Origin of the sequence: Cohnella algarum, from assembly GCF_016937515.1 — a bacterium.
Classification (GTDB): domain Bacteria; phylum Bacillota; class Bacilli; order Paenibacillales; family Paenibacillaceae; genus Cohnella; species Cohnella algarum.
In genome coordinates, this window is sequence record NZ_JAFHKM010000002.1 from 5,173,626 (window position 1) to 5,188,529 (window position 14,904).

Here is a 14,904-nt window from a genome sequence, read left to right on the forward strand (position 1 = left end):
CGCTCAGCCTCCCGCTTTCGCGGCCAGCTCCTTGCCCATTTTGTCGATCTTTTCGAACGCTTCCTCGATCGATTGCTGGCCGAACGTGACCGCGTCCATTTCTTTTTTGTACGTGTCTACCCACTCCGAGAACCCCGCGGCCGGCGAATAGAACGGCAGCGCCTTGTCGACGGACAGATCGTACAGCTCCTTGCCGAGCTTATCCTTCGCTTCCATCGTCGGCTCGAGTTCCTTGTACACCTCCGGATTGATCGGAATGCCGCGCGTCAGCCCGAGCGCTTTTCCGGCTTCCGGATCCGTGATGAACCATTTGACGAACTTTTTCGCCTCGTCCATGTTTTTGGAGTTCGCGCTGACGCTAAGGAAAATCGTCGACTGCGCCCAGCCGCCGCCGGCCGGTCCCGTCGGCATGTTGACGACGCCGACCTTGCCCGGCATCAGCTGCTCCAGCGCGCTGACCGAACCGGTCGTCGCTCCGCGGGTCATGACCGTGCCGGATGCCATCGGGTCGGCCTGCGGATCGTTTTCCAGAAAGGCCGCCGATTTGTCGGCCGGCGGGACGATGCCGTTTTTCCGGAACTCATCGTACGTTCCGTAAAACTCCATGAACAACTCGCGGTCAAGCGTAAACGTCTTGCCTCCGTCCGACATGATCGGAGGTTTGCCCATCGCCGTCTGATAGTAGTTGAAGCCGTCCCACGTCGTCGTGTCGCCGATCGGATACTTGCCTTCGGGAAGCTTCGCCTTCGCGTCCTCCGCCCACCGGAAAAACTCGTCGTACGTCCAGTCTTTATGCGGCAGCGGAATGCCGTACTGCGCCAGCTCCTCCTTGTTGTACGCCATCCCTTGCGAGTTCAGGCTGAGCGGGATGCCGTACAGCTTGCCGTCGATTTTCATGTTTTCGATGACGCCCGGATCGACGATTCCGCTTAAATCCACGTCCGTCAAATCCGCCAGCTGCCCCCTGGATACGTACTCCTGAATATAGGCCGCATCCATTTGCAGGACGTCGGGAATCGTCTTCGAGGCGGCCAGCGTCGGCAGCTTTTGCCAATAGGCTTCCCACGCCATGAATTCGGGCTTGAAGGCGACGTCCGGGAATTGCTTGCCGTAAATGTCCAGCGCCTGCTTCGTCGCCTCATGCCGCGCGTCCGTTCCCCACCACATGATGCCGAGCGTCGTCTTCCCGCCTTCAGCGCCGTCTCCGCTTGAGCTCGAATTGCCCCCGTTTCCGCCGCTGCAGGCCGACAGCGCAAGCAGCAAAGCGGCCAGCAGCGCCGCAAGCGAAAAACTGACTTTTTTCCTCATCCTATCGCTCCCCTTTCAATAATGGTAAAACCCGTTCCCTTCCCGGCCGAAGGCTCTCCGAACCGGACCGGTTCCTGCTACCCCTTCAAGCCTGTCGTCGCGATCCCTTCGACGAAGTGCTTTTGCGCGAACAGGAAGATCAGCGCCGACGGGACGACGGACAAAAGCGACATCGCCAGCAGCTGGCCCCACTGAATTTCGAATTGGTCGATGAACATGCGAAGCGCAAGACCAACGGTGAATTTTTCCACCGAGCTGAGGTACAGCACCTGGGAGAAGAAATCGTCCCAGCTCCAAATGAAGGTAAAGATGGCGACGGTGACGAGCGCGGGCTTGATAAGCGGAAACACGATGCGGAAGAAAATGCCGTATACCGAAGCCCCGTCGATTTTGGCCGCTTCGTCCAAATCCCGCGGAATGCCGCGAATGAACTGGACGAGCAAGAAAACGAAGAACGCCCCCCCGCCGAAAAAATGCGGAACGACCAGCGGCACGTAGCTGTCGACGAAGCCCAGATTGTTGAACAAAATATATTGCGGCACGACGGTCACTTGTCCGGGAAGCATCATCGTCAGCAGCAGGATCGAAAACCAGAAGCCTCTCAGCTTGAACTCCAGCCGCCCGAAGCCGTAGGCGACGACGGCCGCCGTCAGAACGCCGCCCGCGACGTTGAAGAGCTCCATCAACAGCGTGTTGCCGAAAAAATGAGCGAACGTAAAGTCGCCGGAAAAATGCCACCCTTTGCTGTAGTTCTCCCACATCGGCGTCTTCGGCCACAGCGAGGGCGAGCTGAGCTCCTCGGTTTTTTTCAACGAAGCTCCGACCCACCAGATGACCGGATACAGCATGATCAACGAAAAGACGGTCAGCCAAACGTGATTCAGCAGCCGGGATTTGCGCGAGCTCATTTGGGCCTCCCCCCCTCCGATTCGTAGAACACCCAGTAGCGGGAAGCGAAGAAATTGATCATCGTCAGCAGGGCGACGATCGTAAGCAGGATCCAGGCCAGCGCCGACGCGTAGCCCATCTGGTAATGCTTGAACGCCTTCTCGTACAGAAACAGCGCGTACATATAGGTGGAGTTGACAGGACCGCCCTTCGTAATGATGAACGCCGAGGTGAACGTCTGGAAGGAGCCGATTACGCCCAGGATAAGGTTGAAAAACATGACGGGCGACAGCATCGGAAGGGTGATGTTCCAAAATTTGCGGAGCTTGCCCGCCCCGTCGACGGAGGCCGATTCGTACAATTCCTGCGGAATTTGCTTGAGTCCGGCCAGAAAAATGACCATCGTGGAGCCGAATTGCCACGTATTGAGCAGAATGAGCGTTCCGAGCGAGGTGCTCGGATTCGAGATCCAGCCGATCCCCTCGATGCCGAACCAGGCCAGCACCTGGTTGATGTACCCGTCCAGGCCGAACATATTGCGCCAAAGCGCCGCGACCGCGATGCTTCCGCCGATGAGCGACGGGAAATAAATCGCCGTGCGGTACGCGTTCATTCCCCGCAGGCTTTTGCTCAGCGCCATCGCGACCAGCAGCGAAAAGATCAGCTTCAGCGGAACGGAAAACAGCACGAACAGAAACGTCACGCTCAGCGATTTCGTAAACGTCGAGTCGTCGGTGAGGATGCTGCGGTAATTGTCCAATCCGGTCCAAACCGGATCCTCGAGCAGCGAGTATTCCGTGAACGACAGGTAAAACGACTGCGCGATCGGCCATAGCGTAAGCAAAAGAAAGCCGATCAGCCAGGGCGAGATGAAAATGTAGCCTGCCGCGTTCGTCTCCCTGCTCCGCTGCTTGCGCCGAAGTCCCCCCGTCCGCATGTCCCCGCGTATCGCATCCGTTCGATTGGCCATGCATTCGCTCCTCCTTCCTTGCGGCCCGCAACCTGGCGATTGCGGTGTAAACTCACTTTAACGAAAGCGATTTCATAAATGAAGGAGACGAATTTACGAAATTGTTTGATTTTTTTGGAGCGCTTTCATCGGGCGTCCGCGAACGGTTTCGAGACCGCATCCGAGGTGGGATTATTTATAGCAGGACGAAAATATAGCGAAAAATCGTCTCATCGACAAAACGCGATTTCTCCCTAACAATAGGGGTAAGCAACCGGCTGCAGGCTCCAGTTACCAATCCGGAAATGAGGTGCGAACATGAAATTCGATCATGCCGAAGATATTGTGCAATTGACGCCTCTGTGGACGGGCGAGAGGTTTCCGAACGGAAGGCCGAAAGTGCCGGACGACATCCTGAGACGAATTCGCAAAATTACGCTTGAAGAAGCTTGGGGCCCTTTATGGCACCGGGGCTATGCGTTCCAATTCGAAGGCGATTTCAAAATCGTCCACCCCGATCGAATCATGGTCGGCCGGGCCGTTACCGCCGTCATGGTTCCCAAACGTCCCGATCTGCACGAAACGCTGCTGAAGTACGGACACGAGCAGGAGGGCCGCCGGGGCTTTTTCAATCAATGGGTCATCGATTCCTTGACGGAAGACGATGTCGTCGTCGTTGACATGTTCGACAAAATTCATATGGGCACCTATGTCGGCGGCAACCTGTCCACGGCGATTTCGACGCGCACCAAGCGCGGGGGAGCCGTCATCTGGGGAGGCATCCGGGACAACCAGCAGGTCGTCTCCATTCCCGACATCAACATTTATTACCGGGGCAGCGATCCGACGGCGATCGGCGACGTGACGATGGTCGGCATGAACGTTCCGACCCGCATCGGCAAAGCGATCTGCCTGCCGGGCGACGTCGTGCTCGGCACGCCCGCGGGCGTCATCTTTATTCCGCCGCATCTCGCGGAGCTGACGGTCGTCCAGGCGGAAAAGTCGCAGGTAAGAGACGTCTTCGGCTTCGTCCGGCTGAAGGAAGGCGTCTACTCGACCGCCCAGATCGACGCTTCGTGGACGACGGCCATCTGGAACGACTTCGTCGAGTGGTTCCGGACCGACGAAGCGGCGGCGGACTACCGCCACTTGACGTGGGACGCGGAGCTCGAAGACGCCCGCAAGCAGGAAAGGGACGGGCCGCAAAGCGACGTTCGCCTGTAGCCGCTTCTCCCCCGCCTTTTGCGATCAGATCATTAAAAGGACTTCGGCGCCCGCCTTGGGCAAAAGCCGAAGTCCCTGCTTTTATGCCCGCTTTCCGGCCGTCTACTTTGCCGCGGATTCCCGGTACTCGCTGGGGGAAACGCCGACCTTCTTTTTGAAAATTTGGCTGAAGTACCGCGAGTCGTGATAGCCCACCTTCTCCGCCACCTCGTAATTTTTGTAATGCGTGGACGCCAGCATCTCCTTCGCCTTTCCGATCCGGATGTCGGTCAAATGCTCGATAAACGTTTTGCCCGTATTCGCCTTGAACAGCAGGCTCAAATAGGCCGGCGTCATGTACACCTTCCGGGCGATGCTCTGCAGGGAAGCGCTGCCGTACTCCGATTCCATATAATGCAGCGATTTCTTGATGATGCTGCGGTGGCTTTCCTTCTGGTTCGGGAGCGTAAATTCCCACAGTCCCTGCAGAAATTGACTTACGTACCGCTTCATTTCGTCCAGCGTTTCCAGGCGGATGACGGACAAAATGTCCGAAGAGTGATAAGCGCTTGCATCCTTTTCGTCGGCCAGCATCCGTTTCTCGATCCCGAGCAGCAGCCGGATCGTCCATTCGTACAAGCTTTCGATATCCAGATAACGGTTCTGCAGCACGCTCTCGTAGCAATGCTCCACCGCTTCCTCGATTTCCTCGTGGGACACCGCCGCTTTCAACGTATCGTACAGCGTTTTCTCCACGATCTCCGGATCGCTGCGGACCGGCTCGAACGGCCGGAGGTTGTTGGCGTACAGCACTTGGCCGGTCCCTTTGTAAAATTTGTAGCGAAGGGCCGTCGAAGCCTGCCCGTACGATTGATGCACGTCCCCGAGCTGGCCGCAGGGCCGGCCGACGCCGATATTGACCGAGCAACCGAAACGGTCGGAGAGCTTTCGCTGCAGCTTTTCCAGCATCTCCGACTTCGTCCAGGAGAACAGCAGCGCGACCCGGTCCTCATCGTCGACGAACGCGACGCTCCCGGCGCACGCTTCCTGCTGTACGGCATCTCTCGCCGCTTCGGCCCGCGGCCTTGCGCCCGTTCCCTCTTCCCGCTTCGCGACGGGCTCCACCAGCGCGACGGCCGGGAACGTGAAATAGGGGTTTACGGACAGGCGGGACATCTTCTCCTGAAGGTCCGCCTTCGGCCTCAGCCGGCCCGACACGAGCTCGCGCAAAAACCGTTCCCTCACCCAGGTCATCGCCAAATCGTCGTTGTACAACATGAATTCACTCCGCATGCTCTTTTCCCCTTTGATAAGGCTTCGAACGAGCCGTGGCGTCAATCCAGATGAATGATCTTGTACGAGTGCATATGTTCGACAAATGCTTTTTCCGCCGTTTCCGGGTTTCCCGACTTCAAGGCGTCAATGAGCAGGCGATGCCAATCGGCCAGCCCGTCGGTCGTATAATAGCGGTTGGATATCGCCATGAACCGCATGATCTTCGTTCGCATATCGTTCCACAGCCCGAGTATCGCCTGATTGTCGCAGCGCCGGTAAAAAAAGCCGTGAAACTCCATATCGAGCTCGAGGATTCGCAGCGTATCCCGCATTTTGTTGGCGTCGTCCATGCCGGAAACGGTCCGTTCCAAAAACGCGTAGTCGCCGTCCGTCATCCGCGGCATCGTCTCCCGCACCGCAAAGCCTTCGATAATTTCCCGCAAGACGAAAAGATCCCGGATTTCCTTGGACGTAATATCCGAAACGACGGACCCCTTGTTCGGAACGCCGTTGATGAGCCCTTCCTGCTTCAGCCGTTCGAGCGCTTCGCGGACGGGCGCCTGGCTGACCCGGAATTTGCGGGCGATGTCCAGCACGATAAGCCGGGTACCGGGCTGAAGCTCGCCCGCGAGAATCCCTTGCTTCAACCATAAATAAATGTGCTCGCTGATCGAGTGCATCGAGAGATTCGGTTCCTGTTCAGCCATCGGTTCAACCGCTCCATTCCGAAGCATTATCGATTATCGATAATCGATAACGTGCCGCAAGATTTGTAACCGCTTTAAATTTAATCGTCACCTCGTTTCGCGTTGCGTCGTTACCTGCTTTTGATTTCATTATATGGAGCTCGGCCGGAATCGGCAACCGATTATTTTGCAAGAAAATGGCGAAACGGCGGTTTCCCGGCAAGCCTTTCCGTTGTCGACCCGCCCGAAGTTCGCCGTGCGCCTTCGCTTGCGATTTGCAACCCGAACGCGCGTCCCCCGTAAAAAAACGTGAAGAGATCGCGGCCTGCGGCCGCCGATCGCCGGAATTGGTTTTGCGAAATGGCAGCGCTATAATAGGAAACAAGGCTTGTTCGCAAATCGACAGGGGGCAAAGAAACTCGCAATGGAAACGCAACGCGTCTGGTCGGAGAAGCTCCGATCGTTTTTGTTCAACAGCAAATTTGTCGGATTTCTGTTTGTTTTGCTGCTCGTCGGGTTGAACATTCTCGTTTTGAGCAAAATTTCCTATGTGTTCCACCCGATCGAAGTGCTGTTCAAAACCGTGGCTCTGCCGCTGCTGCTGACGACCGTCGTTTATTACCTGCTCAATCCGATCATCGACTATTTGGAAAAACGGAACGTCAAACGAATTTATAGCATCTTGGCGTTATACCTGCTGATCGCCGGCATCATTACGCTCGCCGTCACGGCCGTCATCCCGCTTGTCCGCCAGCAAATCGCCAGTCTGGCGTCCAACTTCCCCCATTATTTCGAGCAATTCCGATTGCAGATCGAAGAGTGGCTGGGAAGCGACTTTTTCGAAGGCATCCAGGAAACGCTCAACTTCGATCCGGCCCAACTGACCGCCAACATTTCCGAGCGGGCCAGCTCCATTTTGAACAATACGTGGTCGAGCGTCGGCGGCATCGTCGGGACGATCACGGAAGTCGTTTTGTCGATCGTCACCGTGCCGTTCATTCTGTTTTATTTGCTGAAGGACCGCAAAAAATTGACCCCGTTCGCGCTCGGCTTTGTCCCGACGAAGCTGCGGGACCGGTTTTTGACCGTCATGCTCGAAATGAACCATCAAATCAGCTCGTACATCCGCGGACAGATCATCGTCAGCTTTTGCATCGGCTGTCTGCTGTACATCGGTTATCTGATTATCGGGCTCGATTATTCGCTTACGCTGGCCATCGTGGCGGCCTGCACGAGCATCGTGCCATACCTCGGGCCCGCGATCGCCATTACGCCGGCGCTCATCGTCGCGCTCGTCACCTCTCCGATCATGCTCGTCAAGATGATCGTCGTCTGGACGGTCGTGCAGCTCGTCGAGGGCAAGTTCATTTCGCCGCAAATTATGGGCAAGACGCTTAACATCCATCCGATCACGATCATTTTCGTCATTTTGACGGCGGGCAATTTGTTTGGCGTTCTCGGCGTCATTTTGGCGGTTCCCGGATACGCCGTGCTCAAAATCGTCGCCACCCATCTGTTTCGCTGGTTCAAAGCGCGCTCGGGGCTTTACGAGTCGGAAACCGCGAACCGCTAGCGCCGAATCCGCCTCCCCTGCGCGTCCGAGGCCGGCATTTCCCTTTGCCCGAACGTTCCGTTCGCGGGGGATGCCGGCCTTTTTGCCGCCTTGCGACCCATCTCCGCCGACCGGCCGCCAGTTCGTCGTTATCGGGCTTGAAGGGATGAATGGCGCTTCCCGCTCATGAGGGGATCGTCCCCGAGAAGGCGCCCGACTGCCGCATTTTCTCCAAATGCTTGATCGTCGGCGTAAGGTTGGCGAAAAAATACGCCTCGCGCAGTCTTCTCGAAGGAGCGCTGTTTCGCAAATACGCCGAGCCTCCGCCATGCAGCATGTCCGCCTGAACGGCCCGAAGCGCCAAATACGCCGTCTTCAATCGAAGGCCGAGCAACTCCTGGACGACGTCTCCCGATTCCGGACGTTCCGTCGATGCGAGCCGGTACGTTTGCTCCCTCAGCTCCCGCAGCTCGTCTTCGAGCGTTTCCGGCTGCTCCCGGAGAAACCGGTTGCAGCCGCGCTGCTTGTCCCGAACCCGCTCCATCGAGCGGATCGAGGCGTCGATCACGCCCAGGCCCAGCGGTATTTGGTACAGGATGAAAAGCGGGCGAATCCGGGCGACGAAGGCGTCGGCCTCCTCCGCGACGATCCAGCTTCGCGGCGCGAGCACGCCGGAAAATTCGCACGCAAAGGTGGCGCTCCCGTTCAAGCCGAGATAGCCGATTCTCTCCGTGCGCTTCAGCCCTTCGGCGGCGCAAGGGACGAAGGCCATCACGCGCCGGCTGTCCCCGAGCGACGCGACGACGCCGAACCAATGATCGTCCGCCAAATTCGAAACCATAGGCAGCGTGCCGCTCAGCCTGTACCCTCCTTCGGCGACTTCCGCTTGCAAAATCAACTTGTCCATGCCGGCGTAGAACTTCATCGGATTGGACAGCCCGGTTCCGCCGAGCAGCTTTCCGTTTTCCAATTCCGGAAGCAGCCGCTGCCTTAAAAACTCGTTGCCGGACCCGCGCACGTACGTCAAGGCCGCCAAATGGCACCACAGGTTGAAGCCGGTCGTCATGCATATTTTGGAGGTTTCCTCAACCAGACGAACGCCGCGGGCGCGGATTTCGCCCGGCGAAGCGTCCCGGGAATCCAGCAGACCGGCCGCCCCGAGCGACTTCAAATAATCGGCGGGATAAAACGACTCCGCGTCGATCCGTTTCACATGCGGCGCCAAATGCTCCCGAATCAGCGCATCGACGACGTTTTTTCGCCTTTCGTCCGCCGAAACCGTCTTTTCCGACGCAGCCAATGACGTTCCTCCTTTCGTCGCAACGTTTTTTAATCGACTCTCGACGGCTTCGATTGGAGCGCGGTGATGGCGTCGATCGGCGTTTGCACCGCGTTTCTCGCCCTGACGACCGCCGCCTCGTCCGGAGCCCGATAGAAGCAAAGACACTTGGACATGTCTTCGCATACGTACGTACGCGAGAACGTCACCTCGGGCACTTCGGCATAATGAACCGAATTCCGTTTTTTGCGCTCCAAATACTGCTCCATCGTCAAATCCTCCGGAATGTTCCATTCGACCAAATAATCGATCCCGTCCGGCTGCCGTTTGACCGCTTCCAGCTCGCTGCCGACCAGGCGCACCGGCTTCAGCAGCGCGACGGGGACGCCGGCCCGCTCAAAAACGGCTTCGACGGGTGCGCCCTCCCTGCCCTCGCCGGCTTCCAAAATCAAAAACGATCTGCCGAAGTCCCGGGCAACCTGCACCTCGACGATGCGGACGCCGGCCGCGCCCGCTTCCTGTTCCAGCCTCGCAAGCGAGGTTTTCAAGCTTTGCTCGTTTCTCTCGGAATCGCCGAACACGGATTCGATCAAATAAAGGGACATAGGGATTCTCTCCTTTTGAAAAAATGAATGGCAATCGAACAAAGAAAGGCGAAATCGACAACGCCGCTTAATGCGACTATAATTTACTTAGTATAAAAAGTTAACTCTGTATCCCTGCGAAACAAGCCCATTGGAGGTCCGCATGAAAGAAAGATACGATCTGCCCTGCAATATCGCCCAATCGCTGAACGTCATCGGAGACCGCTGGACGCTGCTCATCATTCATGAAATTTTGGTCGGCCGCTCGACCTTCAACGAAATCAAGAAAGCGCTGGACGGCCTCTCGTCCAAGCTGCTGTCCGACCGGCTTAAATATTTGGAGGAACAGGGGCTCGTCGAATCCGCCCTCTATTCCGACCACCCGCCTCGTTACCGGTACAGCCTGACCCCGAGCGGCAAAGATCTGGACGACGTTTTTTACGCCCTGATCGTCTGGGGAAAACGGCATTTGCAAAAATGTTATAAAAAGCTGACTCACCGCTCCTGCGGCCACGAGGTTCGGGTATCGTACCGGTGCGACCACTGCGGGCGGGAAGTCGAAAAGGCGGATTTGGCCGTCGTAAATTTGGCACCCGGGGAACGCGGTCCGGCGGCCGACGCTTAAGCTTGCGTCCGGGCGGGCGCTCCCCACAGCCTTTCGACCCGGCGTTCGAACACGCGGACGCCTCGGTCGAGCAGCAAGCCGCACGCGCCGATGCAGACGATACCCGCCAGCACGAGATCCAGGCGGAGGGTATTGCGGCTGTCGATAATGAGAAAACCGAGTCCGGACTGGGAACCGACCATCTCCCCGGATACGAGAAAAATCCAGGAGGTGCCGATCGCGATATGCAAGCCGTTCGCGATGGACGGGAACGCGGCGGGGAATATGATTTTGGTCAGCAGCGGCCGGCCACCGATTCCGAAGTTTGCCGCCATTTTCAAATAGCTTCCGTCCACTTTGCGAATGCCCGAAACGGTGGATAACAGAACCGGGAAAAACCCGGCCAAAAAAATAATGACGATCGCGGGCGCATTGCCGATGCCGAACCACAGCACGATAAACGGGGACCAGGCGATCGGCGAAATCGGCCGGACGAGCTGAACGACCGGATCGATCATGGCCCACAGCAAGCGCGTCCTTCCGAGGGCAAGGCCAAGCGCGATGCCCGCGGCCGATGCGGAGAGGTAGCCCGCCGCGAACCGGAGCAGGCTGACTTTCAAATGCGCGAACAGCGCTCCGCTGGCGGCGAGCTCGCCCAGTCCCCGAAGCACGTCCAGCGGGGCCGGGAGCAGCGATTTTTCATAATTTCCGATCCAGACCGCGAGCTGCCAGACGAGCAGAAGAACGAGCGAGCCGATGAGCGCGCAGAAGGATTTACGAATCGGCTTCATGTTCCTGCAGCGCCTTGTCAATGAAGGAATTGTCGACGAAGTCGGCGAAAGCCGGCGGATTCTCGAACAGCTTCATTTCCGTCAAAACCTGCCTCAGCTCCTCGTACGTCCGCTCGTCGAGCTTCAAATCGTCGTAGGAAATCCACTCCAGCGACAAGTCGAGCACGTTTTCGTCGACGTTCATGTATTTCGAGAACGTTTCCTTCACTTGCTCGTCTTTATGCTCGGCCGCCTCTCCCGCTTCCACATATTGTTTGACGAGCTGCTGCACCGCCTCCGGATCGTCCTCGATCAGATCGTTTCGAAGCACGAGGGCGCAGCAGATCGAATCCGGCCACAACTCCCCCGATTGATGAAGCACCTTGCCCGTTCCGCTGGCGACGGACCTGGCGCCGAACGGCTCCGCCACGACGTAGCCGCTGATTCTCCTCTCCGCCAGCGCGGCGGGCATCTCGGCCGGGGGCAGCTCGACGACCTGTACGTCCTCGAACGTCAACCCCGCCTTCTTCAACGTTTGATAAAGCAAAATGTTATGCGTCGAATATTCGTGCGGGATCGCGAAGCTTTTCCCTTTCAAATCGGCCGCGCTTCGAATGTCCGGCGAAGCGACGACGACGTTGCCGTCCTTATGCCCGAGGGCTACCGCCTTCAGGTCGATTCCCTGATCTTTCGCCAGCATCGCCAATTCGACCAGCACCGACGCTCCGTCGATGTTGCCGGTGTTCAGGGCGTCCATCAATTCCGGCCAGGAGCCGAATTTGACGAGCTGCAGCTCGAAGTTGCCGTATCCGTGCTTTCCGAGCTCCTCTTCTATGTACAGCGGCGCCGCGTGCGTAATCGGCAAGTAGCCGATCTTAATCGTCCGCTTCGCCCCCGTCCCCGCTTCCTTCGCTTCTTCCGAGGCGCCGCAGCCGCTCAAGGCGGCAAAGGCGAACAGGGAAATCGCCGCCGCGAGCGCGATTGTCCGTAAAAACTTCACTCTCGCATCCTCCCGTCAAATCGTAAATTCTTCTTTCGAGCCGGAACCCGCAAGCCGAAACTGCTCCAAAATCCGTTTGCGGTACAGTTGAAACTCTCCGTGTCCGCGGTCTCTCGGCTTGGCCGCCGGAATGCGCAGCTCCAGCCGGATGCCTCCCGGCTCCGTCCCGAGGAGCAGGATCCGGTCGGACAAATAAACTGCTTCGTCGATGTCGTGCGTCACCAGAATCATCGTTACGTTCTCCCGCCGCTGAATGCTCAGCAGCTCATCCTGCAAGTAATAGCGGGTAAACGTATCGAGCGCCGCGAACGGCTCGTCGAGCAGCAGCACGCGCGGCCGCACGGCCAAGGCGCGAGCGAGCGCCACCCGCTGCTTCATCCCTCCGGACAGCTGGGACGGAAACAGGCCGGCTTTGTCCTGCAGATGAACCAGCTTGAGATAATCGAGCGCTCTCTCCCGCCGTTCGGACGCGCCGAGCTTGAGCGGCTCTAGACCCAGCTCTACGTTTCCGAGAACCGACCGCCAAGGCAGCAGGCCGTAATCCTGGAACATCATCACCGCCTGCCGCACCGGCCGTTCCACCGGCCGGCCATCGAGCCGGATCGTGCCTTCGTCGGGCAGCTCGAAGCCTCCCAGCAGGTTGAGCAGCGTGCTTTTTCCGCAGCCGCTCGGTCCGAGCACCGATACGAATTCGCCCTGGCGGATGCGGAACGTCACGCCGTCCAGCACCGTCTGCCTGCCGCCTTGATGGCCGTAGCTTTTGGAAATGCGGTCGGCCTCTACCGCGATCGGAGCGTTCGAACTCAACGTGCAACCCCCTTTCCACTAATTCATATAATAATAATCGGAATTAAAGTTATAATAATATACTATGTATTAAAAAGCAACCTTCTATTTGCAAAAAAACGTTGAGACTATCTCTCATTTGCATGATAGGAAGGAGCTTCAGTGGATTTTGTCCAATCAAAATCGGTTTTTCCGCAACGATTTCAAGCTTCAGTGGATTTCGTCCAATCTAGCGAGGCCGATTCGTCCGTGTTGTTCGAAATGGGCATTTTTCGTTGGAGAAAATCCACTCTGGATCGCAATTTCCCCGTTTTTCGCTCTGCCGATTGGATAAAATCCATCATAAGCTACCCCTATGCCGAGTCTTCCCCTTGCCCAATGGTTCCCGTCCTAGCCTTCCCGCTGCCATTGCCTAAAAAACGCGCCTGAAGGCGTCCTAGGAAATGCAGATCACCCGAATGTACTCACCCGGCATGCGACCGTTTGCGTTTCGAAAGTTGTGATTTGAGTCGCCACGACTCAACTGTGCCGTTAGCGCGCGCGCCGAGGCGGCGAGATGAGTCGCCACGACTCAACTGTACTGTTAGCACAAGCGCGGAGGCGGCGAGATGAGTCATTTTTACTCAACTGCGTACGGCTATTTGCGTTTGGTGGGTCGAGATGAGTCGCCACGACTCAACTGTGCACCGCAGCTCCATCGGATCCGCATGGGCCAGTCCGGCTTCCGGATCGGATGTGGACATGTCGGAAGGTAGGTTCCGCGCTACCCTGGCGGGCGCCGTACTCCGCAAGCTTGCCTGCGCGCTTTCGCACGGCGAAGAATTTAAGCTTCCCTTCATTCTAAAAATCTTTCTAAAAAAATCGCCCTCCCCGAGGCACAACCGCTGCCGCCGGAAGGGCGATTCCCGCTTAATTCCGTTCCCGAACCTCCACCGCGTCCTTGTAGTCGTCCCGCACGCTCTTCTCCCACATCGGCACGCCGGTCCGATAGGCGGCTCGCCCGTTCAAATGCCCCGCGATCGGCGACGTGACGAACACGAAGACGATGCCGAGCAGGATTTTCGCGCTTACGTGCTCCAAATAAAACATGAAATACAGAAACACGCCGAACAGCACGAACAGCACGCCGAGCGTCGCGCTTTTCGTCGCCGCGTGCGAGCGCAAATAGACGTCGGGCAGCCGGATGAGCCCGAACGCGCTGAGCAGGCAAAACAACGCCCCGACCAGGATCAGCAAGCCGATCGACAGCTCACCGAGCGCTTTCATCGTTTCCATGCTCGATCACCTTCCCTCTTTCCATATATCGGGCAAACGCCGTCGTGCCGATAAACGTCAAAATGCCGATGACGAGTATCGTGTCCATATACGTTTGCGTGCGGTATTGAACGCACAGAACCGCCACGACGGCCAGCAGGTTGATGCCGATCGCGTCGAGCGCCGCGATGCGGTCGGGCATCGATGGACCTTTCAGCAGCCGGTACAGGCAGCCGAGCATGGCAAGCGACAGGATGACGAGGGCTGCGTTAAGCAGTTGCTCGAACATTACCGCGTCACCTCCATGATCGCTTTTTCGAAGGTGTGCCGGATTTGTCCGGACATTTCCTCCGCGTCTCCGATATCCATCGCGTGAATGTAGAGCGTTCCGCCGTCGGGGGAAACGTCAAGCGTCAGCGTGCCGGGCGTCAGGCAAATGAGGCAGGACAGCACGGTCACTTCCCATTCGCTTTTCAGCGACGTTTCGTAAGCGAAAATACCCGGCCGGACGTTCAGCTTCGGACGAAGAACCGCCCGAACGACCGCGAAGCTGGAGACGAAAAGCTCTTTCAAAAACAGCGCAAGCAGCTTGACGACCGCCCACAGTTTGATTAAATAAAAATCGTTCGGCCAAAAGCGGCGGAAGACGAATATAATCGCCGCTCCGAGCGCGTATCCGATCATAAACCGCGAAGCCGAGCCGTCGTCGTGAAGAAACATCCATAAAAAAGCGAGGATCAAATTAAGCAAAATTTGCATGGCCATG

At 57.5% G+C, this 14,904-nt stretch carries 16 protein-coding genes; 3 read left to right on the forward strand and 13 right to left on the reverse strand.

All coding sequences use genetic code 11. From position 1 onward, the window contains the following. Positions 1-3: 3 nt before the first annotated feature. The 3 genes from JW799_RS23340 to JW799_RS23350 form a co-directional block, all read right to left on the reverse strand. Entirely contained in the window at positions 4-1,308 is a 1,305-nt protein-coding gene (locus tag JW799_RS23340; protein WP_080839097.1) for an ABC transporter substrate-binding protein, read from the reverse strand. 77 nt (positions 1,309-1,385) lie between these two features. Next, positions 1,386-2,216, reverse strand: a complete 831-nt coding sequence (locus JW799_RS23345) for a carbohydrate ABC transporter permease (RefSeq protein WP_080839096.1) — start codon at positions 2,214-2,216, stop codon at positions 1,386-1,388. Next, positions 2,213-3,133, reverse strand: coding sequence for a carbohydrate ABC transporter permease (locus tag JW799_RS23350; RefSeq protein ID WP_240353821.1), 921 nt, complete (start codon positions 3,131-3,133; stop codon positions 2,213-2,215). Before JW799_RS23350 ends, JW799_RS23345 begins: the two co-directional genes overlap by 4 nt. A gap of 330 nt (positions 3,134-3,463) precedes the next feature. On the opposite strand from JW799_RS23350, the gene JW799_RS23355 reads away from it, so the two are divergent. After that, positions 3,464-4,369 (forward strand): RraA family protein, encoded by a 906-nt coding sequence (locus tag JW799_RS23355; RefSeq protein WP_080839093.1) that lies wholly within the window; start codon positions 3,464-3,466, stop codon positions 4,367-4,369. 102 nt (positions 4,370-4,471) lie between these two features. Here the strand turns inward: JW799_RS23355 and JW799_RS23360 are convergent, their stop codons facing one another. After that, positions 4,472-5,641, reverse strand: a complete 1,170-nt coding sequence (locus JW799_RS23360; RefSeq protein WP_080839091.1) for a helix-turn-helix domain-containing protein — start codon at positions 5,639-5,641, stop codon at positions 4,472-4,474. 41 nt (positions 5,642-5,682) lie between these two features. Beyond that, on the reverse strand, positions 5,683-6,330 hold the full coding sequence (locus tag JW799_RS23365) for a GntR family transcriptional regulator (protein WP_205431939.1): 648 nt from the start codon (positions 6,328-6,330) through the stop codon (positions 5,683-5,685). Between the two features lie 403 nt (positions 6,331-6,733). Between JW799_RS23365 and JW799_RS23370 the strand changes: the two genes are divergently transcribed. Beyond that, positions 6,734-7,882, forward strand: coding sequence for an AI-2E family transporter (locus tag JW799_RS23370; protein ID WP_205431940.1), 1,149 nt, complete (start codon positions 6,734-6,736; stop codon positions 7,880-7,882). A gap of 163 nt (positions 7,883-8,045) precedes the next feature. Here the strand turns inward: JW799_RS23370 and JW799_RS23375 are convergent, their stop codons facing one another. Together JW799_RS23375 and JW799_RS23380 are read right to left on the reverse strand one after the other, a co-directional pair. Beyond that, positions 8,046-9,161: an acyl-CoA dehydrogenase family protein gene (locus JW799_RS23375; RefSeq protein WP_080839085.1), complete on the reverse strand. Its 1,116-nt coding sequence runs from the start codon at positions 9,159-9,161 to the stop codon at positions 8,046-8,048. Positions 9,162-9,190: 29 nt separating this feature from the next. Next, positions 9,191-9,745: a DUF4242 domain-containing protein gene (locus JW799_RS23380; RefSeq protein ID WP_080839083.1), complete on the reverse strand. Its 555-nt coding sequence runs from the start codon at positions 9,743-9,745 to the stop codon at positions 9,191-9,193. A gap of 142 nt (positions 9,746-9,887) precedes the next feature. Between JW799_RS23380 and JW799_RS23385 the strand changes: the two genes are divergently transcribed. Beyond that, positions 9,888-10,349, forward strand: a complete 462-nt coding sequence (locus tag JW799_RS23385) for a winged helix-turn-helix transcriptional regulator (protein WP_080839081.1) — start codon at positions 9,888-9,890, stop codon at positions 10,347-10,349. On the opposite strand, the gene JW799_RS23390 is transcribed toward JW799_RS23385, so the two are convergent. From JW799_RS23390 to JW799_RS23415, 6 genes are all read right to left on the reverse strand, one after another. After that, entirely contained in the window at positions 10,346-11,119 is a 774-nt protein-coding gene (locus tag JW799_RS23390; protein WP_080839079.1) for an ABC transporter permease, read from the reverse strand. The two genes, JW799_RS23385 and JW799_RS23390, sit on opposite strands and share 4 nt — an antisense overlap. Continuing rightward, complete coding sequence (locus JW799_RS23395) at positions 11,103-12,098, reverse strand: ABC transporter substrate-binding protein (RefSeq protein WP_080839077.1); 996 nt, start codon at positions 12,096-12,098, stop codon at positions 11,103-11,105. Before JW799_RS23395 ends, JW799_RS23390 begins: the two co-directional genes overlap by 17 nt. Before the next feature lie 15 nt (positions 12,099-12,113). Further along, a complete protein-coding gene (locus JW799_RS23400) occupies positions 12,114-12,905 on the reverse strand; it encodes an ABC transporter ATP-binding protein (protein ID WP_080839075.1) in 792 nt (263 codons plus the stop codon). Positions 12,906-13,793: 888 nt separating this feature from the next. After that, positions 13,794-14,150 carry a monovalent cation/H(+) antiporter subunit G gene (gene mnhG, locus JW799_RS23405; RefSeq protein WP_080839073.1) on the reverse strand — a complete coding sequence of 119 codons (357 nt, stop codon included), beginning with the start codon at positions 14,148-14,150 and terminating at the stop codon, positions 13,794-13,796. Beyond that, entirely contained in the window at positions 14,134-14,427 is a 294-nt protein-coding gene (locus tag JW799_RS23410) for a Na(+)/H(+) antiporter subunit F1 (RefSeq protein ID WP_205431942.1), read from the reverse strand. The genes mnhG and JW799_RS23410 overlap by 17 nt, the downstream gene beginning before the upstream one ends. Beyond that, positions 14,427-14,903 (reverse strand): Na+/H+ antiporter subunit E, encoded by a 477-nt coding sequence (locus JW799_RS23415; RefSeq protein WP_205431944.1) that lies wholly within the window; start codon positions 14,901-14,903, stop codon positions 14,427-14,429. The genes JW799_RS23410 and JW799_RS23415 overlap by 1 nt, the downstream gene beginning before the upstream one ends. Position 14,904 lies beyond the last annotated feature (1 nt).